This is a genomic window from Pseudescherichia sp. (assembly GCF_031979925.1).
In the GTDB taxonomy this organism is placed as follows: Bacteria; Pseudomonadota; Gammaproteobacteria; order Enterobacterales; family Enterobacteriaceae; genus Pseudescherichia.
Genome location: NZ_DALZFB010000001.1, coordinates 60,025 through 80,113, shown reverse-complemented (window position 1 = coordinate 80,113; position 20,089 = coordinate 60,025). Strand labels below are relative to the sequence as shown.

Here is a 20,089-nt window from a genome sequence, read left to right as displayed (position 1 = left end):
TATAGTGACGGCACTTAACTTTTCCCCACCTGTTATGGAATAACGCCATGCTTAAAATTGAAATGATTGAACAGCTCAATGAGCAGATGAATCTTGAACTTTACTCCTCTTTGCTTTATCAGCAGATGAGCGCCTGGTGTAGCTATAATAGTTTTGAAGGTGCAGCTGCGTTTCTGCGTCGCCATGCGCAGGAAGAGATGACCCACATGCAGCGCCTGTTTGACTACCTGACCGATACCGGCAGCCTGCCGCGCATTAACGCGATCCCCACGCCCTTCGCTGAATATGCCTCGCTGGACGAACTGTTCCGCGCTACCTATGAGCATGAGCAGCTTATCAGCCGTCAGATAAATGCCCTGGCCCACTTTGCAATGACCAACCAGGATTATCCCACCTTTAATTTCCTACAGTGGTATGTGGCCGAACAGCACGAAGAAGAGAAATTATTTAAATCAGTTATTGATAAACTCTCCCTGGCCGGTAAAAGTGGCGAAGGACTCTATTTTATTGATAAAGAACTTTCTACGCTCGACGCACAAAAATAATTATTGTGGCGGCACTCTGTGCTGCCTTAATTAATTCTGACTCGCTATTTACATTTTATTCTCGTTCCCCCGCGTTATGCGCCATCAAAAAACGTATCGTTATCTTTACACTGCTTGTAACGGTGGTTTGACGTCAACGCCGTTTTGCCTTACTCTGCGCCGCACAATTTTGGTGCGTAGTGCAGGTGTAAAGAGAAGCGTGAAGAACAGGACTTTTGGCAGTATGTTTATCGTTGCCGGGACCACGATCGGTGCTGGTATGCTGGCGATGCCGCTGGCCGCCGCGGGTGTCGGCTTTGGCGTAACGCTGGCGTTACTCTTTTTCCTCTGGGGACTAATGTGTTATACCGCCCTCCTGCTGCTGGAGGTCTACCAGCACGTTCCAGCCGATACCGGGCTGGGCACGCTGGCTCGCCGTTATCTTGGCCGCTATGGCCAATGGGCCACCGGGTTTAGCATGCTGTTTTTGATGTATGCCCTGACGGCGGCCTACATGAGTGGTGCCGGCGAGCTGCTGGCCTCTAGCCTGAGCGAGTGGCTAAGTCTCTCCGTTTCGCCTACCACCGGCGTCCTGCTGTTTACCCTGGTGGCTGGCGGTGTGGTTTGCATTGGCACCTCACTGGTAGATCTCTTCAACCGCTTTCTGTTTAGCGCCAAGCTGATCTTCCTGATCGTGATGCTGGCGCTGCTGATGCCCCACGTGCATAAAGTAAATCTCCTGACGCTGCCGCTGGAAAAAGGGCTGGCGCTCTCCGCTATCCCGGTGATTTTCACCTCCTTTGGCTTTCATGGCAGCGTGCCGAGTATCGTTAGCTATATGAACGGCAACGTGCAGAAGCTGCGCTGGGTATTTATTACCGGCAGCGCCATCCCGCTGGTAGCCTATATCTTCTGGCAGCTGGCAACCCTGGGCAGCATCGACTCCACCACCTTCTTTGGCCTGATGGCTAACAGCGCCGGGCTTAACGGCCTGTTGCAGGCGCTGCGCGACGTTGTCGCCTCGCCGCACGTAGAGCTGGCGGTGCACCTGTTTGCCGATCTGGCGCTGGCAACCTCGTTTCTGGGGGTGACTCTGGGCCTGTTTGACTACCTGGCCGATCTCTTCAACCGTCGCAACAACGCAGCGGGCAGGCTCCAGACCGGGGCGATTACCTTCCTGCCGCCGCTGGCCTTTGCACTGTTCTACCCTCGTGGCTTTGTCATGGCGCTGGGGTATGCGGGCGTGGCGCTGGCCGTGCTGGCGCTGCTGATCCCCTCCCTGCTGGCGTGGCAGAGCCGTAAGCATACGCCACAGACGGGATACCGCGTTCGGGGCGGCAAACCGGCCCTGCTGCTGGTGCTCTTCTGCGGCGTGGCGGTGATTGTAATTCAGGGTGGTATTGCAGCGGGACTGCTGCCAGAGGTGGGTTAGAGAGGTAAGCTCAACGTAGGCCGGCGTTGCAGCGTCAACAGAGTAATGCCCGGTGGCGCTACGCTTACCGGGCCTACAGTAATGGTATCAGTGCAGACAGCACTGCTTGTATTTTTTGCCGCTGCCACACGGACAGGGATCGTTACGCCCGACCTTATCACCGTTGACGATCGGCTGTTGTACCGCCCTCTCCTGCTGATTAGCTGCCCAGTAGTCAAACAGCGCCAGCGCAGCGGGTTTCAACGCCTCGACGCTCGCCTCAAACGCCTCTGGGGTCATCTCCTCTACGCGGGTAAAGTTCTCCTCAGTGCCGTGCAGGGCAATGGCCTCCAGCGCAGGCTGTAACGACTCTGGCAGCGACGACCAGTCGCTGAGCGATACGCCGCGCATATAACCGAAGCACCACTCTTCAACGATGCTGAGATCCTGGTCTTCAATAGTGCGAGTGCCAAACAGCGGCTCAAACTGCTCCGGGTAGTCGGCAAGGCGCTCGGCGATATCATTCATATGCTGGAACGAGAGCGTCATAAAGCGCTCCATCTCTTTCTCGGATGACCAGCGCGGAACGTGATTCGCCCCGCCCCAGATAGCCACCAGCCACTCGCTCGGCTCAATCTCCATCGGCGCGCTCAGCACCGCAGTGAGCAGGCCATCCAGCTCCGCCACATCGACAATGGATGCATCGGTACTGTACTTTGCCAGCACGTCATCCAGCCACTCCAGCTCTTGCTCGTTCAGCGGTCCGGTTTTCATAAAATTACTACCTCAGTTTGGGGCGGGCGTATATATAATAGACGATTGCAAATCGCAGGCACAAAAAAACCACCCGTAGGTGGTTTGACGACACTGCTTATTGCTTTGATTATTCTGTGAATTTCCAATGGTACCCGGAGCGGGACTTGAACCCGCACAGCCTTACAGCCGAGGGATTTTAAATCCCTTGTGTCTACCGATTTCACCATCCGGGCTCGGGAGGAAATTGGAGGCGCGTTCCGGAGTCGAACCGGACTAGACGGATTTGCAATCCGCTACATAACCGCTTTGCTAACGCGCCTTAAATCTTTGTCTTTCGACTAATACCCGCGCTGTTCAATACTATACAGTGCCGATATCTTAATTTGGAGCGGGAAACGAGACTCGAACTCGCGACCCCGACCTTGGCAAGGTCGTGCTCTACCAACTGAGCTATTCCCGCATCATCAGGTGAAGATGCTAATCACTTGATTTTACTCTCATCTGGCAAGCTACGCTGCCGTCTGATGCGATGCATTCTACTTACCTGACGCACTGAGTCAACGATATTTTTTAAATCCGGGATCGTTTGCTGAAAATTAAGCCGAAACGATCACTGTTCCAGCAGATCGCCCCGCGCCGCGTTTAAATACTGGAACATAGACCACAGCGTCAGCACCGCAGCAACCCACAGCAGGCCAATTCCCGCCCACTCTACCCAGGCGTTCGGCCGCCACAGCATCCACACCAGCGAGGCCATTTGCGCGGTGGTTTTTACTTTCCCAATCCACGACACCGCTACACTGCTGCGTTTGCCCAGCTCCGCCATCCACTCGCGTAGGGCAGAGATGATGATCTCACGTGCGATCATGGTGGCGGCAGGCAGCGTCACCCACCAGGTGTGGTAGTGCTCGGCCACCAGCACCATAGCGATGGCCACCATGACCTTATCAGCCACCGGATCAAGAAAGGCCCCGAAGCGGGTGCTCTGGTTCCAGCGCCGGGCCAGATAGCCATCAAACCAGTCCGTCACCGCAGCAACAAGAAAGATCAGCGCACATGCGAAGGGAGCCCAGACCACCGGCAGGTAGAACGCCAGCACAAAGAACGGGATCAGGATGACACGGAAAAGCGTGAGCAACGTTGGGATATTGAATCGCATAGTGGCAGGTAACTGTCTGTTGTCAGTAAAAATTAGCCCTATGTTGCTACAGAGCCCTCAATGTTTCAACGAGTAGAAGATCTTTTCTGCCAGCCCTTGCGAAATACCCGGCACTTTTGCAATGTCCTCAACGCTGGCGTTGAGCAAACCCTGCAATCCACCCATATATTTCAACAACATCTGACGACGCTTCGGCCCGACCCCTTCAATAGTCTCCAGGGTACTGGTATTTTTCACCTTGGCGCGTTTTTTACGGTGCCCGCTAATGGCGTGATTGTGCGACTCGTCGCGGATATGCTGGATCACATGCAGCGCCGGTGAGTCTGGTGGCAGGTTAAAGCCCTCCCCCTCCGGTTCGAAGAACAGCGTCTCCAGCCCTGCCTTACGGTCGGTGCCTTTCGCTACGCCCAGCAGCAGCGGATGGTGCTTATCCCAGGGAACGTCAAGCTCGGCAAAGACCGTCTTCGCTTGACCCAGCTGTCCCTTGCCGCCATCGATCAAGATTACGTCCGGCACCTTACTCTCTTCAATGGCCTTACCGTAGCGACGACGCAGCACCTGGTTCATGGCCGCATAATCATCGCCTGGGGTAATGCCGGTGATGTTATACCGGCGGTACTCGGCACGCACCGGCCCGTTGGCGTCAAATACCACGCAGGAGGCGACGGTCTGCTCACCCATGGTATGGCTGATGTCAAAACACTCCATGCGCCGCACCGCTGGCAGCTTCAGCAGCGTAGCGAGCGCCACCAGACGTTGGCTAACCGTTGACTGCTGGGAGAGCTTAGTGCTAAGCGCCGTAGCAGCGTTGGTGCGGGCCAGCTTGAGGTAGCGCGCCCGATCGCCGCGCGGTTTAGTCTGCACGTTGACGCGGCGGCCCGCCAGCTCGGAGAGCGAATCGGCAAGCAGGGTTTTATCGCTCAGATCGAAGTCGAGCAGGATCTCCCCCGGCAGGGTACGCATCTGACTGCCCTGCAGATAGAACTGCCCCACAAAGGTTTCCACCACTTCGCCCAGCTCGGTGCCGCCCGGCACTTTCGGGAAGTAGCTCCGGCTGCCCAATACCTTGCCCTGGCGAATAAATAGCACGTGCACGCAGGCCATACCGGCGTCGAACGAGACGCCAATCACGTCGAGATCGTCCCCGGTATTAGAGACAAACTGCTTCTCGGTAACGCGGCGTACGGCCTGGATCTGATCGCGAATACGTGCCGCCTCTTCAAAGTCGAGATCGCGGCTGGCCTTCTCCATGCGTTCAATCAGCAGGTTCAGGACCTGGTCGTCCTTGCCCGCCAGGAAGAGACGCACGTAGTTAACCTGCTGAGCGTACTCCTCCTCGCTGACCAGTCCCTCGACGCAAGGCCCAAGGCAGCGGCCAATCTGATACTGCAAGCAGGGACGGGAGCGGTTGCGGTAGACGCTGTTTTCACACTGGCGAATAGGGAAGATCTTTTGCAGCAGCGCTAAGGTCTCGCGCACCGCGTAGCCGTTGGGGAACGGCCCAAAATACTCCCCTTTCGCGTGCTTAGCTCCCCGGTGCGTCGCCAGACGCGGATGGGTATCGCCGCTAAGAAAAATGAACGGGTAGGATTTGTCGTCGCGCAGCAGCACGTTGTACCGGGGCTGGTACAGCTTGATATAGTTGTGCTCAAGCAGAAGCGCTTCCGTTTCCGTATGGGTCACCGTCACGTCGATCTGCTGGATCTGAGATACCAGCGCTTCGGTTTTTCGCGAGGCAAGGTTGCTACGGAAGTAGCTGGACAGGCGCTTCTTGAGATCTTTGGCTTTACCGACGTAGATAACAGTACCACCGGCGTCATACATGCGATAGACACCGGGTTTACTGGTAACCGTACTCAGAAAGGCTTTTGAATCAAAAACATCACTCACTGACTTGTTAACGTCTCCGCATTACACAGACCATGACGAATGGCCAAATGGGTCAGCTCCACGTCACCGTGGATGTTCAGTTTACTAAACATCCGATAGCGATAGCTGTTCACCGTTTTCGGGCTGAGATTCAACTGCTCGGAAATCTCATTCACCTTTTGGCCTTTGGTTATCATCAGCATAATCTGCAATTCGCGTTCAGACAAACTAGCAAAGGGAGATTCGGTCTTCTCTGGCTCAATCTGGCTGAGCGCCATCTGCTGGGCAATATCTGAGGCGATATAGCGTTGGCCGGCATAAACGGCGCGAATAGCGTTAACCATCTCTTTCGGGGCGGCTCCCTTACTGAGGTAGCCTGATGCGCCTGCCTGCATCACTTTGGCAGGCAGCGGATTTTCAGTGTGAACGGTCAGCATAATCACTCTGGTATCGGCCGTGGATCGCGCAATTTTACGCGTTGCCTCAAGACCACCAATACCGGGCATGTTCATATCCATCAGCACCACATCCACAGGATGAACACGGCACCATTTTACGGCATCTTCACCGCAACAGACCTCGCCGGAAACTTTTATGCCTTTAATATCTTCCAGAATGCGTCGTATCCCTGCGCGCACCAGCTCGTGGTCATCAACAAGAAGAACGTTGATCAAAGCAAATCTCCAAAAAGGGATAACGCGACTGACAGTAAAGTCGCTCTATGTTAGCGTTATTTTGGCAAAAACTAAAAGATTAATTGCAATGCGTACGATTTCGTCCGCAATTCTGGAAATAAAGCTGTACAAAACGTGGAAAGAGCCCCGTCTCGCTTGCCTTTAAAACAGGTGTCTTAAATACCACTTTTCAGTCGGTTATAGTCGCCAATATTATTTCGCCGCTGTAAAAACCCCATTTTTCTTTGTAACAAGAAATAACGCCTTTTATACCTCTTTTAAACATATACTTTACGTTATAAATTAGAGTAATTCGTAATAACACCCTATTTACGCGCAGACTTGTATGGCGCACAAAAAACAACCAGTGCTATTTTCTGTAGCGCTTGTGCTATACTCCGCCGCCTTCACCTTCACGGGCGCGCAGCAGCGCTGTAACAAATCGAGGAAAATAGATGAGCACTCCTGACTTTTCTACTGCGGAAAGTAATCAACACCTGTCCCAGGAAGTCTCCTGCCTGAAAGCAATGGTCACCCTGATGCTGCAGGCGATGGGCCAGGCGGACGCGGGCCGGGTTATCCTGAAAATGGAGCGACAGATCGCCCAGATGGAAAACGAAGGGCAGGCTGACGTTTTTGCCAATACGGTTAAGCAGATTAAACAAGCCTACCGTCAGTGATGAGTTACCGGCTGGCAGACGAACTGTCAGCCGGTGTTGCGTTCGGCACGCGAAACGCAGGCAGCGTTCATATAAATCCGGTCGCCGCCGCATAGCAGGCAATCTGCGTTTTATTGGGTGCGTTAAACTTCTTCTGCATGTTTTTCTGGTGGAAATTCACTGTGTTTTCAGAGATCGACAGAATCATTGCGATCTCCGCCGAGGTCTTCCCTTCCGCCGTCCACTTAAGGATCTCACACTCGCGCTTGCTGAATTTCATCTCGGGTGACATCACGATCTCCTCTTCCAGACGTGAAAGTGTCAACATGCTTAGCTGCGCCAGCAGCTGCAAAGAGAGCTCAATCTCATCAGCGCTCAAGCTCTTACCCCGTACCGAGTTTTTTGATACCGACAGGAAACCGGTAGCACGATTGGGCAGCATCAGGCACTGGGTGTAACCCTTGCGTAGCCCGTGATCGCGTGCGTCATCCCACATGGTCTGCGCATCTTCAAACAGGCGGTCGTTCCAGGGAAGATGACCCTGGCTAAAGTTATCCGGCTTCAGCACGGGATCAACGGCAAAATAGTTTTCCGCATAATATTGCGCCCTCCACGTATCGGGATAGGACGTTTCGAGGAAAATTTTAGGCCGTGTGAACGGCACCGGATGGCGTACGCACAAAGAGTAGTAATCAAATTCCATCCGCTGCGTCTGATTCTCTAACTCTTTATAAACCTCATCTGCTGTCGTCATCTCATTAAAACGCCGCAGCAGCTCCCTCCGCCATGTGAAAAAATCAATATCCTGCATACTGACCGCTAAAGCCCCGTTCGTTATATATTTATTATGTATGTATAAAACTATCACATAAATCTTATTTATAGATCCAAATTATCCCACCCAGGGGAAATTAACTGAACTTATATGCCAACCGAAGCCAGATTAGCGGGAGATATGGCGGGTCATTAGCAGGGTATTAATACCGGTGCGGGCCGCTGCGCCTACCGCCGCTATAAAGTGGGTAGGCGCATGAGCAGAACGTTATTGCATGAGGAATTTTTCCAGGAACTGACGGGTTCGCGGCTGCTGGGGGTTGGCAAACAGCTCTTTAGCTGGCCCCTGCTCCACAATCCGGCCCTGATCCATAAAGATGGCCCGATCGGCTACGTCCCGGGCGAAACTCATCTCGTGGGTCACAATCACCATGGTTCGTTTCTCCTGCGCCAGCTGGCGAATAGTGCTCAACACCTCCCCCACCAGCTCAGGATCCAGCGCCGAGGTCGGCTCATCAAAGAGGATCACGTCCGGGCGCATCGCCAGCGCGCGGGCAATCGCTACGCGCTGCTGCTGCCCCCCAGAGAGACGTTTCGGGTAGCTGGTCTCTTTGCCGCTCAATCCGACTTTTGCAATCAGCTCCCTGGCGCGCGCCTCGGCCCCGGCTTTCGCTTCGCCCTTTACAATTACCGGCCCCTCAATAATATTCTCCAGCACGGTGCGGTGAGGGAACAGATTAAAGCTCTGGAACACGAAGCCCACGTGCTGGCGCAGCTGGCGGATCTGCCCCTTCTGCTGGCTTAAGGCCCGCGCCGTATCGATAGTGATAGAGCCAACGCGGATGCTGCCGCTCTCCGGGTGCTCTAAAAGGTTAATGCTACGCAGCAGCGTCGTTTTGCCGGAGCCGCTGGGGCCGATGATCGCCACTACCTCCCCTTCGTTAACCTCTAAATCAATGCCGTGCAGCACCGTCTGGCCGTGAAACTTCTTCACCAGGTTTTTCACTTCAATCGCACTCATTTCGGATCGCGCTCCTGACGGTTAAGCTGGTTTTCAAAATAGTTCTGCAATGCCGAGAGTACCGTCGCCATCACCCAGTAGATCAGGGAGGCAGCGAGATACATGGTAAAGACCTCCAGCGTCCGGGAGGTGATCAACTGTGCCTGGCGGAAAAGCTCCGGCACCTGAATCGTTGCCGCCAGCGAGGTATCTTTTACCAGGCTGATAAAGCTGTTGCTCAGCGGCGGCAGCGCTACCCTGGCCGCCTGAGGCAGAATAGCGCGACGCAAGGTTTGCCATGGGGTCATGCCGATACTGGCTGCGGCCTCCCACTGCCCCTTATCGATTGAGGAGATGGCAGCACGCAGCGTTTCTGAGGTGTAGGCCGCCGTATTAAGCGACAGACCGATCATGGCTGCCGGGATAGGATCCAGCTCGATGCCAAACTGCGGCAGGCCGTAGTAGATCATAAACAGTTGTGCGATCAGCGGGGTACCGCGAAATATGGAGATATAGAAACGCGCCAGCCAGCGAACCGGTGCAATGGCCGACATGCGCATTAGCGCCAGCACAAAGCCGAGCAGCAGGCCAAAGAACATCCCGCCGATGCTGAGCTGTAATGTGAATACCGCACCCCGCAGCAGGTACGGTAATGACTCTATTACCAGTTGTATACTCTCTTGCATTATGGTTTTTCTGCCTGAAGTTTAAACGTGGGGGTGGTAGGCAAAGAGCGCAGGCGCGCCGCCGGTATGGATAAACAGAATTGGCCCACGATCTTTGAAACGGTTCTGATTGATGCCGTCGATCAGTCCGGCCATGGCTTTACCGGTGTAGACCGGATCCAGCAGAATTCCCTCGAGGCGGGCCAGCAGCTTGATGGCTTCCACTCCCTCTTCGTTCGGCGTGCCGTAGCCGGGGGCGAAGTAGTCATCCCAGAGTACAATATCTGCCGTCGCTTCGACCTCAAGCTCGCGGGCAACCGCCTGCTGAAGCGCAACGACTTTTGGTTTCTGCTCATCACGTTTGCGGGAGACGGTCACGCCAATCAGCTCCGCCTCCGGCATCAGCTGCTCCAGGCCAACCGCCAGTCCGGCGTGGGTTCCGGCGCTACCGGAGGCCACCACGATTGAAGAGAGCTCCACCGCCCCTTCACACTGCTGGGCGATCTCCAGCGCGCTCTCCACGTAGCCCAGCGCGCCCAGCGCGTTCGAGCCACCGACCGGAATAACGTAGGGACGAAAACCCTGAGCTTCAATGCGGGTCGCCAGCTCGCCCAGCTGCGCAACCGGATCGGTCAGGGCGTCGCACATCTCTATCTGGGCGTTAAAGAGATCCAGCAGCAGCCGGTTGCCGTTAGTGAGATAGTTCTCCGCCCGCGTGGCGATAGGATTCTCCAGCAGCGCCACGCAGTGCAGGCCCAGCTTCGCCGCCACGGCAGCGGTCTGGCGAACATGGTTTGACTGGATCGCGCCGGCGGTGATCAGCGTATCGGCCCCCTCCCGCAGCGCGTCGGCAGCAAGGAACTCCAGCTTACGCAGCTTGTTGCCCCCCAGCGCCATCGGCGTCACGTCGTCACGTTTGATGTAGATCTCGCGTCCCAAATAATCAGAGAAGCGCGGCAGGTACTCCAATGGCGTCGGTGCGCCAATAAATTCGAGGCGCGGAAAGCGGGTCAGGTTTTGCAAAGACATAGGGCCTCCGGTGGCCAATAGTAAACATGCTGCTGTTAATTATGTACCTTTAGCGGCAGAAATAAAAAAGGCGCTTAAATAAGCGCCTTTTTACCGCCGATGGACTTTACTTCGTCACGTCAGCGCCGAACCATTTTTCTGACAGCGCCTTCAGACTACCATCTTTCTGCATGGCAGCAATGGCATCATCAACCGCTTTCAGCAGGTCTTCGTTACCTTTACGCAGCGCGACGCCCGCTTCCTGACGGGAGAACGGCTCGCCCGCAACCGCCAGCGTATCCTTGGTCTTTTTCACCAGATCCAGCGCCGCCAGACGATCCACCAGAATGGCATCGATACGGCCTACACGCAGATCCTGGTATTTAGTCGGGTCATCATCATAGGTACGGATATCCACGCCCTGCACGTTCTGGCGCAACCACTCTTCATAGTTGGTACCCAGACCGACGCCCACCTTTTTACCTTTCAGATCGGCGGCGGTTTTGATGCCGCTCTCATTACCCTTCTTCACCAGCGCCTGGATACCGGAGACGGTATAAGGGGTAGAGAAGTCATATTTCTTCTTACGCTCGTCGGAGATAGTGACCTGGTTGATCACCACGTCGATGCGTTTAGAGTCCAGCGAAGCCAGCATACCGTCCCACTTGGTCGGCTTCAGCGAGGCTTTCACGCCGAGGTGTTTTGCCAGCTCGTTCGCAAACTCCACTTCAAAGCCGGTAAGCTTGCCATCATCGCCCTGGTAGCTGAACGGCGGATAGGTCCCTTCCAGCCCCACCAGCAGCGTGCCGCGATCTTTTACTTTATTCAGCAGGCCTTCGTCGGCGAAGGATTTCGCGCTCACGCCTGCCATCAGCGCAACAGCCATCACACCCATCAGCGCCTGACGACCCAAAAGAGCTAATTTCATAGTTACCCCGAAGAAAATAATTGGTTGATACGCAGTGTAAGGGGCTGAACCACAAGGTACAAACACCTGTACGCTACATATTATTCTCTTTTAATATATATCAGAAGTTGCGCCAGAAGCGATTTTCTGACTGGTCATAAAGTGCGACTGGGCTTTGAATTGCGCATACTTGCGCAGAGCAATCCGGTAATTATTAGTACTGGTGGTGGGTAACCACGGCTCCAGAACTTCATCCAGAAAACCGTCTTCAAGCTGGTCATAGGTGATGCGGTGGGCAGTAAGATGATTGCCAAGACGACGCAGGCGCACCACGTACTCACGCACCGTGCCGTGGCTCATCTCGGTTTGCTCAAAAAGATATTGCTTAAAACCGATAATATCAAAAAAGTCGCTCTGCTCTTTGCAGTGCAAATCACCGCAGAATCGGCACAGTGCTACCCACTCTTTCTGCTCCTGCTCCCAGCCCGCTTCGTCCAGAAGCGTGTCGAGGCGCGAAATAGCAATTTTGTTGACGATCTCGCCCCGACGCACCAGCGTGATGCGGTCGAGCAGTTTATGGCAATGGGCGCAATGCGTCTGGCTGTGTTTGAAGTCTTTAAGGTAGCGGCTTAGAGGCCGTCTTTTTACTTGTAGCACCGTCATGATAACTCCTGGTTGTCAATACGTTGTGCGACATCGTTCAGGCAGCACCCATTGCTGCCTATAACTTACCCAGTTTGGTACGTAAGCGTTTAATGGCCTGGCTATGGAGCTGGCTGACCCGCGACTCTCCAACATCCAGCACTGCGCCGATCTCTTTGAGATTCAGCTCTTCCTGGTAGTAGAGCGTCAATACCAGCTGCTCACGCTCCGGCAAGGCTTCGATCGCCTCCATCACGCGATGGCGGAGATTGCTCTCCAGCAGCTGATGTAACGGGTTCTCCTGCTGGTGATCGTCGGTCACCAGCTCAATACTATCGCCATGCTCTTCACGCCACTCGTCATAGGAGAAGAGTTGGCTATTATTAGTGTCGAGCAACATCTGACGATACTCCTCCACAGAAATATTGAGCCGCTGTGCAACTTCAGTTTCCGTTGCGTTACGGCCTAACTCCTGCTCCAGCTGCCCCATCGCCTGCGCTACTTCGCGGGCGTTACGCCGAACGCTGCGCGGCACCCAGTCGCGGCTGCGCAATTCGTCCAGCATCGCCCCACGAATACGCTGCACTGCGTAAGTGGTAAATGCCGTTCCTTGCAGAGCGTCATATCGGTCAACTGCATTCAATAACCCGATACCGCCCGCCTGTAGCAGATCGTCCAGTTCCACACTCGCCGGCAAACGCACCTGCAGGCGCAATGCTTCGTGACGCACTAGCGGTACATAACGTTGCCACAACGAGTGTTTATCCATTACACCTTCAGCGGTATACATTGAATTCACGATAAACAGCCCTGCGTTAAATGAGTTATCGGCATGATTATCCGATTCTGGAGGGGTTTTAATCGGATGAATAGTGGGTGAAATGGGGGGTTATTTGGGGTAATAAGCGAAATGAGCGACAAGAAAAGCACTTAACGTAGGCAAAAATGTTAAACAGAGATTCGCGCCATTTTACACCTTTTATAACCATGAAAACGGATTAATACTTGTAAAATAAGCTGTAACATAAGCGACATATTTTAAAAAAAATTGCCTGTCGTTTTATGTACATCACACTTTCTAACTGGTCAAAACCCTGTCGCCCATCTATCCGTTAATAAACGAGAGAAAATGACGTTTATTCCTCCCCTGGCTAGCCTCACTGCTGATTTACATTAGGATGATGGTGTCGACAGATTTTCTGTACCTGCTCCATGTTGAGCGGTTTGGTTACAACAGGAACAGGTTTATGGCCTGGCGTGGTAAAGGTTGAGGATAAGATGAAACTGGCAATCTATGGCGCAGGTGGGCTTGGCAGAGAAGTGCTTGAGCTCGCACAACAGATCGATGCCTGCCGTCCGCGCTGGGAAGGGATCTGCTTTATCGATGATATTAACGACGGGCGGCAAATCAAAGGCCACCCCGTAGTACATCTCGACGCCATCATGCCGAACGATTATGAGATTGTTATTGCCGTGGGGGAACCTTCACTACGGGATACGCTCGCGCAAAAAGCGACAGACAGACATTTTGCGCTCGCCACGCTTGTTCATCCAAACGCCAGGTTAAGCCAGTATATTACGCTCGGTGAAGGCTGTGTCATTGGCTATGGTGCCTTCGTCTCATGCGATACTGATATTGGTCGAAATGTCTATCTGCAACCCAACGCCAGCCTGGGCCATGATTGCGTCATTGGACAGCACTCCATCATCTCCTCCTACGCTAATCTGGCCGGCAACTGTAAACTCGGTGAGCGTGTATTTGTCGGCATGAATGCGGTTGTTCGCGAAACAACCCGTATCGGTAACGACTCCATTATTAGCATGGGCGCAGCGGTGTTTACTGACATTGCCCCTGCCATGATCGTGATGGGCAATCCGGCGCGTGCCATTCGCCCTAACGATGATAAAAAAGTTTTTAAATAACGCCGGGCGCATAAACCCTAAGCTCTTGAAACAATTGATTCACTTTGCCCTACAGGATGCATGTTCACCAGCAGGCGAAGCAGATATAAAGTTTGATTAAATTTCCACGCTACTCTGGAGAAAAGATAATGTCCAATCTCGCAACTTATAACCGTATTTTCGTTGAAACTTTTGAAGTGCCGGAGGATGTGCTGGCCAGTTACAAATACCAGGACACCCCATCATGGGATTCCGTGGGGCATATGACGATGATTGCTTCACTGGAGGATGCTTTCGATATTATGATGGATACTGATGACATCATCGAATTTGCCTCCTGGGAAAAAGGTAAAGAGATCCTGAAAAAATATGATGTCGAACTTCAGGACTGAGTAATGATGCTCAAGGCAAAAACGGCTGTTATCACAGGTTGTTTGCAGGGTATTGGTAAAGCAACGCTGGAAACCTTCGCCAAAAACGGCGCGACGGTGTTTGCCTGCTGCCAGGCCCCTGACCCTGCTTTTAGCGATTTTATCAGCAGCCTAAGCGAAAAATACCAGACGGAAATTATTCCGGTCTATTTCGATCTGCAGGACAGCGACGCGATTAAACACGCGGCGATAGCCATTCAAAAAACGAAAAAACATGTAGATGTGTTGGTCAATGTTGCTGGCGCAAACTTTGACGCTAACTTTCAGATGGTCACACTCGAGCAGTTACAAAAAACCTTCACCATCAACTTCTTCTCCCAAATTGCCTTTACGCAATACATGGCCCGTATCATGCTGCGCCAGAAAAAAGGGAGCATTATCAATATTTCCAGTATCTCCGCCCTTGATGGCAACCCCGGTCAACTCGCCTATGCCAGTGCTAAAGCAGCGTGGATTGCCGCAACAAAAACCCTGTCCGCAGAATTGGGGCCACAGGGCATAAGGGTAAATGCTATTGCGCCTGGGGTGATTAACACGGCAATGACAGCCTCGCTGCCAGAAGAGGTCATGGCTCGCCAGATGATGCGCTGCGAACTGAAACGGCCTGGACTTCCGGAAGAAGTTGCAAATACGCTGCTTTGGCTGGCATCCGACGCCTCCAGCTATACCACCGGGCAGGTTATCCGCATTGATGGCGGAATGGGTTGAGGTGAAAGATTATGTTAATGCAAGGTAAGAACGTCTTAATTACCGGCTGCCGGCGCGGTATGGGTCTGGCAATGGTTGAATTATTCGCTGCCAGCGGCGCCAATATTTACGCGCACGCCCGTGAAGCAGATGAAGCCTTTATAAGCAGCATGGCAGAGATTGCCCATCGACATCATGTTGAGATCTGGCCAATCGGATTCGATATGACCGATTACGACGCGATGAAGTTGACCATCAAAAAAATTATGTCTGATAAGCGTCCGCTGGCTGCCGTGGTCAACAATGCGGGGATCACCCTAAACAGCCTGTTTCAGATGACCAGTGAAACTCAGCTGCGCGCGCAGTTTGAGGTGAACTTTTTCTCGGTTTACATGTTCACCCAATACATCGCCAAATTAATGACCCGTAACCAGTATGGCAGCATCATTAATATTGCCTCAACCGCAGGCGAAGATGGGAATCCGGGTAAGTCAGCGTATGGCGCATCTAAAGCGGCCCTGATCGCGATGACTAAATCCATTGCAGCCGAACTGGGAGAAAAAGGCATTCGGGCTAACTGCATCGCGCCAGGTATCACCGATACCGAAATGCTGCTGACCATGCCAGCGCAGGTGGTGGAAGATGCAAAAAATAGCGCCGATCTGCGTCGGGCTGGGTTGCCCGCTGAAATTGCCGAAGCAGCGCTGTTTCTCGCAAGCGATCTCTCCAGCTATATCACGGGCCAGACAATCCGTGTCGATGGTGGTCTCAAATGATCCCGCCTCTTTCGGCTCTCCAGGGTGCCGCTCGGCGAATTCGTAGCCGTATTCTGCATGTGGCTCACCATGCGCCAAGCGATGGGGTGCATATCTCCCCCGCCCTGTCGATGGTAGATATCCTCACTGCGCTATATGGCGCAGTGATGCGTTACGATCCGGCAACCATTACTGACCACCAGCGAGACCTTTTTATTCTCAGCAAAGGCCACGCCGCACTAGGATTATATGCCACGCTGTGCGAGTTCGGCATCATTACATCTGAGCAGCTCAACACCTTTGAACTTAATGGTTCAGTATTACAGGTGCACCCAACAAAACACCCTGAGTACGGCATTGATTTTTCAGGCGGTAGTCTGGCACAAGGGCTCTCTTTCGCTACTGGCCGGGCGCTGGGCCGACGTCTGAAAGGTGAACCCTGGCATACCTACGTTTTAGTGGGTGACGGTGAATGTAACGAGGGAGCTATCTGGGAGTGCGCGTTTATGGCTGCACATCACAGAGTAGATAACCTTACGCTGATCGTCGATCGCAATGGGTTGCAATCCGATGGCTTTACTCAAGACGTTATGCGCATGGATCTTGAGGCACTGTGGCGCGCCTGCAATTGGGAAACGCGGGTCTGTGACGGACATGATATCGACGCACTGCAACGCGCACTGGCCGTACCGCACAAGGGTCGTCCAAAGGTCATTATCGCTGACACGATAAAAGGCAAAGGCGTCTCCTTTATGGAAAATAATAAAGAGTTTCACCGCAACCGCCTCTCCGCCCAGCAGTTAAGCGACGCGCAGGCTGAAATCGGAGGGGGCACATCTTGTTAGAGTTTAAACCTGCATCTATTCGCTCATGGTCAATGCTGGGCTCTCGGGGCACCTTTGGTATGGCGCTGCTCGAACTGGCGCGCCAGCATGAGCATATCGTGGCGCTGTCCGGCGATTTGTGTAAATCGTCTGGCCTCGATCGTTTTAGCACGACGCTGCCTGAGCGATTCTTCAACGCCGGCATTGCGGAACAGAACATGGTCGGCGTTGCCGCAGGGCTGGCCGCCAGTGGTTTTGTCCCCTTTGTAACCTCTTTTCCTAACTTTTTAACGCTGCGCGCTGCTGAGCAGGTGCGTCTAAATCTGGGGTACATGCAGGAGAACGTCAAGCTGGTTGGATTAGCCTCGGGGCTGGCAACAGGCATGTTTGGCGCAACGCATCACGGTATCGAAGAGCTGGCAATGCTGCGCTCGGTCTCTAATATCACCATTTTCTCCCCCGCCGACTGTACCGCGACGGTAAAAATGACTCAGGCGGCATTTGAACATCAGGGCCCGGTCTATTTGCGGCTGACTGGCGGTATGCGTTCGCCCATTGTCTACAAAGAAGATTTTGAACTCATCCCGGGTAAAGCAATCACCCTGCGTGAGGGACGAGATATCGCTATCGTTGCTACCGGCAGCATGGTCCACGTTGCTCTCACCTGCGCAGGACAGCTCTCCGATCACGGTGTCGATGCAGCTGTAATTGATATGCATACCATCAAGCCGCTGGATGAGGCGATGTTGGCTGCTCAGCTGGATAAAAAACTGCTGGTAACCGTAGAGGAGCACGGCATTATCGGTGGCCTGGGCAGCGCCGTTGCAGAATATCTGGCCGCGTTGGAAAACAGGCCGCGTCAGCTTTGCATAGGCATTCCACAAGGTTATCCGCATGCGGGCGATTACGCCTGGATGCTGGAGCAAAGTGGCTTGACAGCCGCACAACTCACTTCCCGTATCCTTAATGAATGTTGAAATGATGCCGTTTTATCACGTTGAGGAACACCCCAGCGATCGGGTTGCGCTGATTGACGATCGTGGCGTATGCCTGACCTACAGTGAACTGGCTCAGCGCGTCGCTGCGTTCGCCAACGGCCTCACGCCACGCTCGCTGATGTTTATTTTTTGTCGCAATCAGATTGAGGTCGTGATTGCCTATCTTGCCTGCCTGCAAAAAAAGACCGTCGCACTCCTGCTTGATGATGGGTTAGATGACGCTCGGGTACAGCAGCTGATCGATATTTACCGACCGGCATGGCTATGGAGAGCGCAGCACGAGGGGTATCAGTTGCAGGAGACAGGTCTGGCAGGCTGGCCTGTACACGATGACCTGGCGCTATTGATGACCACATCCGGATCAACCGGTAGTCCGAAACTGGTACGCCTAAGCTATCAGAATTTGCAAAGCAATGCGGCAAGCATTGGCAGCTATCTGGCGCTGGATGAGAGCGAACGAGGATTGGTGAGTTTACCGCTCAACTATGTGTATGGATTGTCTATTGTTAATAGCCATTTACACGCTGGGGCGACGCTACTCCTGACAGCGTATAGCGTTATGCAGCGTGAGTTCTGGACGTTTGTGCGTGAAAAACATGCGACATCGCTGCCAGGGGTCCCCTATACCTGGGAGATGCTGAAAAAGCTGCGTTTTATGCGTATGGATCTTCCTCACTTACACACGCTCACCCAGGCGGGTGGAAAGCTCTCTTCAGCGCTGCAGCTTGAATTTGCTGAGTATGCCCGGCAAAACGGTAAACGGTTTATCGTGATGTACGGCGCAGCGGAAGCAACCTCACGGATGGGCTGGCTCGCGCCTGAGTTTGCGGCCGAGCTTCCCGGCTCAATTGGCAAGGCGATTCCTGGAGGGGAGTTTATTTTGCTCGATGAGCAGGCGCTACCTGTAAAAGAAGCAGGATGCGTCGGCGAGCTTGTCTACCGTGGCCCTAACGTAGCGCTGGGCTATGCCCTGTGCGGTGACGATCTAGCGCGCGACGATGATTTTAACGGCGTGTTGTATACGGGTGACCTTGCCGTTTTTGATAATAACGGTTTTTACTCGATTACCGGACGAAAAAAGCGATTCCTGAAAGTGTTTGGCAATCGCGTTGGGCTTGATGAAATTGAGTCGCTCATTAAGCAAGCCTTTCCCGGCATTGATTGTGCCTGCGACGGCCGCGATGACTTAATTTGTCTTTTCCTTACCGATGCGTCGCAGACAGGCGCGGTTAAACAGTACATTTGCGATGTCAGCCGCTTGCATCACTCTGCCGTTCAGATTATTGAGCTAGAGACAATTCCAAGAAATGAGAGCGGCAAAACGCTTTACCACAGGCTGAAAGATTATGTCCCTCACACTTGAAGAGATTCTGGCGATCCCGCCATGGTCGCTGGCAAAAAACGATAAACAGCGGCTGCTACTTGACAGGCTAAAAACGCTCACTGTTCACCACTATCAACATTGTGAGCCCTATCGTCGAATGCTGGATGCGCAGTCGGTTGAGCCACATGCTATCCGCCGACTCGAAGATCTGCCGTTTTTACCCGTATCGTTATTTAAAACCCTGACGTTAAAAAGCGTGCCCGACAATGAGGTATTTAAAACTCTGACCTCCTCGGGTACCAGCGGACAGCAGGTTTCGCGGATCTATTTAGATAAAGCGACTGCCGCACTGCAACAAAAAACGCTGGTAAAAATTGTTAATCAGTTCACCGGCGAAGGCCGTCTGCCGTTGCTTATTATCGACTGCCCGTCGGTATTAAAAGATCGTCAGCAATTTTCTGCCCGTGGAGCCGGAATTTTGGGGTTTTCGCTGTTTGGCTCCGATCGCGCCTGGGCACTTAATGATGACATGACGCTAAATAGTGACGCTGTTGCTGCATTTTTAACTAAGCATCAGGGCAAACGCATCCTGCTGTTTGGTTTTACTTTTATGGTCTGGCAGCATTTTTACAAAGCGCTTGCCGCCAGTCAGCGCCGTTTCGATTTAAGCCAGGCACTGCTGATCCACGGCGGCGGCTGGAAAAAGCTCCAGCATGAAGCCGTCTCTCCCGCTGACTTCGCGGTACGTCTGCACGATGTCTGCGCGCTTCCCCGCGTGCATGACTATTACGGCATGGTTGAACAGACAGGCTGTATCTCTATGCAGTGCGAGCACGGTCATCTTCACGCCAGCATTTTCTCGGATGTCATTATCCGTAGACCCGCTGACTTTTCACCCTGCGCGCCCGGAGAGCCGGGTATTATTCAGGTCCTTTCCGTGCTGGCGGGCTCGTATCCCGGCCATTCGTTGCTCACAGAGGACGAAGGCGTGCTGGTTGGTGAAGACGACTGCGCCTGCGGTCGGAAAGGCAAATATTTTCATGTCTTAGGCCGCTTAAAACGAGCGGAATTACGAGGCTGCAGTGACACCTATGCCGCACAATTTTGATGCCTTAACGTT

At 53.4% G+C, this 20,089-nt stretch carries 22 protein-coding genes and 3 tRNA genes; 11 read left to right on the top strand and 14 right to left on the bottom strand.

All coding sequences use genetic code 11. The annotated features are described in order from the left end of the window. Window positions 1-47: 47 nt before the first annotated feature. The gene (gene ftnA, locus RTM13_RS00390) at window positions 48-545 is read left to right on the top strand and encodes a non-heme ferritin (protein WP_312209248.1); all 498 of its coding nucleotides are present in this window, start codon (window positions 48-50) and stop codon (window positions 543-545) included. Window positions 546-744: 199 nt separating this feature from the next. Then, window positions 745-1,956: a tyrosine transporter TyrP gene (gene tyrP / locus RTM13_RS00385; RefSeq protein WP_312209246.1), complete on the top strand. Its 1,212-nt coding sequence runs from the start codon at window positions 745-747 to the stop codon at window positions 1,954-1,956. An 87-nt stretch (window positions 1,957-2,043) separates the two neighbouring features. Here tyrP and RTM13_RS00380 read toward each other — a convergent pair whose 3' ends face one another. The 7 genes from RTM13_RS00380 to uvrY all read right to left on the bottom strand — a co-directional run bounded on the left by RTM13_RS00380 (window position 2,044) and on the right by uvrY (window position 6,393). Beyond that, on the bottom strand, window positions 2,044-2,709 hold the full coding sequence (locus RTM13_RS00380; RefSeq protein WP_312209244.1) for a YecA family protein: 666 nt from the start codon (window positions 2,707-2,709) through the stop codon (window positions 2,044-2,046). A gap of 128 nt (window positions 2,710-2,837) precedes the next feature. Then, window positions 2,838-2,924: transfer RNA gene (locus RTM13_RS00375), tRNA-Leu, on the bottom strand. Window positions 2,925-2,936: 12 nt separating this feature from the next. Continuing rightward, window positions 2,937-3,010 (bottom strand) — tRNA-Cys (locus RTM13_RS00370). Window positions 3,011-3,075: 65 nt separating this feature from the next. Further along, window positions 3,076-3,151, bottom strand: a tRNA-Gly gene (locus RTM13_RS00365). A 150-nt stretch (window positions 3,152-3,301) separates the two neighbouring features. Further along, entirely contained in the window at window positions 3,302-3,850 is a 549-nt protein-coding gene (gene pgsA, locus RTM13_RS00360; protein WP_103819255.1) for a CDP-diacylglycerol--glycerol-3-phosphate 3-phosphatidyltransferase, read from the bottom strand. A gap of 57 nt (window positions 3,851-3,907) precedes the next feature. Continuing rightward, the gene (gene uvrC, locus RTM13_RS00355) at window positions 3,908-5,740 is read right to left on the bottom strand and encodes an excinuclease ABC subunit UvrC (RefSeq protein ID WP_312209242.1); all 1,833 of its coding nucleotides are present in this window, start codon (window positions 5,738-5,740) and stop codon (window positions 3,908-3,910) included. After that, entirely contained in the window at window positions 5,737-6,393 is a 657-nt protein-coding gene (gene uvrY, locus RTM13_RS00350) for a UvrY/SirA/GacA family response regulator transcription factor (RefSeq protein WP_312209240.1), read from the bottom strand. The genes uvrC and uvrY overlap by 4 nt, the downstream gene beginning before the upstream one ends. Before the next feature lie 455 nt (window positions 6,394-6,848). Here uvrY and RTM13_RS00345 point away from each other — a divergent pair, with 455 nt between their 5' ends. Further along, a complete protein-coding gene (locus tag RTM13_RS00345; protein WP_312209238.1) occupies window positions 6,849-7,073 on the top strand; it encodes a DUF2594 family protein in 225 nt (74 codons plus the stop codon). Window positions 7,074-7,140: 67 nt separating this feature from the next. On the opposite strand, the gene sdiA is transcribed toward RTM13_RS00345, so the two are convergent. From sdiA to RTM13_RS00310, 7 genes are all read right to left on the bottom strand, one after another. After that, complete coding sequence (gene sdiA / locus RTM13_RS00340; protein WP_312209236.1) at window positions 7,141-7,863, bottom strand: transcriptional regulator SdiA; 723 nt, start codon at window positions 7,861-7,863, stop codon at window positions 7,141-7,143. A 231-nt stretch (window positions 7,864-8,094) separates the two neighbouring features. Further along, entirely contained in the window at window positions 8,095-8,847 is a 753-nt protein-coding gene (gene tcyN / locus RTM13_RS00335; RefSeq protein ID WP_312209234.1) for an L-cystine ABC transporter ATP-binding protein TcyN, read from the bottom strand. Continuing rightward, on the bottom strand, window positions 8,844-9,512 hold the full coding sequence (gene tcyL, locus RTM13_RS00330; RefSeq protein ID WP_103819249.1) for a cystine ABC transporter permease: 669 nt from the start codon (window positions 9,510-9,512) through the stop codon (window positions 8,844-8,846). The genes tcyN and tcyL overlap by 4 nt, the downstream gene beginning before the upstream one ends. Before the next feature lie 21 nt (window positions 9,513-9,533). Continuing rightward, the gene (gene dcyD, locus RTM13_RS00325) at window positions 9,534-10,520 is read right to left on the bottom strand and encodes a D-cysteine desulfhydrase (RefSeq protein WP_312209231.1); all 987 of its coding nucleotides are present in this window, start codon (window positions 10,518-10,520) and stop codon (window positions 9,534-9,536) included. A 106-nt stretch (window positions 10,521-10,626) separates the two neighbouring features. Further along, the gene (gene tcyJ, locus RTM13_RS00320; protein ID WP_312209229.1) at window positions 10,627-11,427 is read right to left on the bottom strand and encodes a cystine ABC transporter substrate-binding protein; all 801 of its coding nucleotides are present in this window, start codon (window positions 11,425-11,427) and stop codon (window positions 10,627-10,629) included. A gap of 90 nt (window positions 11,428-11,517) precedes the next feature. Next, complete coding sequence (fliZ, locus tag RTM13_RS00315) at window positions 11,518-12,069, bottom strand: flagella biosynthesis regulatory protein FliZ (RefSeq protein ID WP_312209227.1); 552 nt, start codon at window positions 12,067-12,069, stop codon at window positions 11,518-11,520. Between the two features lie 58 nt (window positions 12,070-12,127). Next, on the bottom strand, window positions 12,128-12,847 hold the full coding sequence (locus tag RTM13_RS00310) for an RNA polymerase sigma factor FliA (RefSeq protein WP_312209226.1): 720 nt from the start codon (window positions 12,845-12,847) through the stop codon (window positions 12,128-12,130). A gap of 479 nt (window positions 12,848-13,326) precedes the next feature. On the opposite strand from RTM13_RS00310, the gene RTM13_RS00305 reads away from it, so the two are divergent. From RTM13_RS00305 to RTM13_RS00270, 8 genes are all read left to right on the top strand, one after another. After that, the gene (locus RTM13_RS00305; RefSeq protein ID WP_312209224.1) at window positions 13,327-13,971 is read left to right on the top strand and encodes an acetyltransferase; all 645 of its coding nucleotides are present in this window, start codon (window positions 13,327-13,329) and stop codon (window positions 13,969-13,971) included. Window positions 13,972-14,099: 128 nt separating this feature from the next. Continuing rightward, window positions 14,100-14,342, top strand: a complete 243-nt coding sequence (locus RTM13_RS00300) for an acyl carrier protein (protein WP_312209222.1) — start codon at window positions 14,100-14,102, stop codon at window positions 14,340-14,342. Between the two features lie 3 nt (window positions 14,343-14,345). Next, on the top strand, window positions 14,346-15,089 hold the full coding sequence (locus RTM13_RS00295; protein ID WP_312209221.1) for an SDR family oxidoreductase: 744 nt from the start codon (window positions 14,346-14,348) through the stop codon (window positions 15,087-15,089). Between the two features lie 11 nt (window positions 15,090-15,100). Beyond that, window positions 15,101-15,844, top strand: coding sequence for an SDR family NAD(P)-dependent oxidoreductase (locus RTM13_RS00290; protein WP_312209219.1), 744 nt, complete (start codon window positions 15,101-15,103; stop codon window positions 15,842-15,844). Further along, window positions 15,841-16,668 (top strand): transketolase, encoded by an 828-nt coding sequence (locus tag RTM13_RS00285; protein WP_312209217.1) that lies wholly within the window; start codon window positions 15,841-15,843, stop codon window positions 16,666-16,668. The genes RTM13_RS00290 and RTM13_RS00285 overlap by 4 nt, the downstream gene beginning before the upstream one ends. Then, on the top strand, window positions 16,662-17,624 hold the full coding sequence (locus tag RTM13_RS00280) for a transketolase family protein (protein ID WP_312209215.1): 963 nt from the start codon (window positions 16,662-16,664) through the stop codon (window positions 17,622-17,624). Before RTM13_RS00285 ends, RTM13_RS00280 begins: the two co-directional genes overlap by 7 nt. Continuing rightward, window positions 17,614-19,008: an AMP-binding protein gene (locus RTM13_RS00275; RefSeq protein ID WP_312209213.1), complete on the top strand. Its 1,395-nt coding sequence runs from the start codon at window positions 17,614-17,616 to the stop codon at window positions 19,006-19,008. The genes RTM13_RS00280 and RTM13_RS00275 overlap by 11 nt, the downstream gene beginning before the upstream one ends. Then, complete coding sequence (locus RTM13_RS00270) at window positions 18,992-20,077, top strand: acyl-protein synthetase (protein ID WP_312209211.1); 1,086 nt, start codon at window positions 18,992-18,994, stop codon at window positions 20,075-20,077. The genes RTM13_RS00275 and RTM13_RS00270 overlap by 17 nt, the downstream gene beginning before the upstream one ends. The last annotated feature ends 12 nt before the right edge of the window (window positions 20,078-20,089 follow it).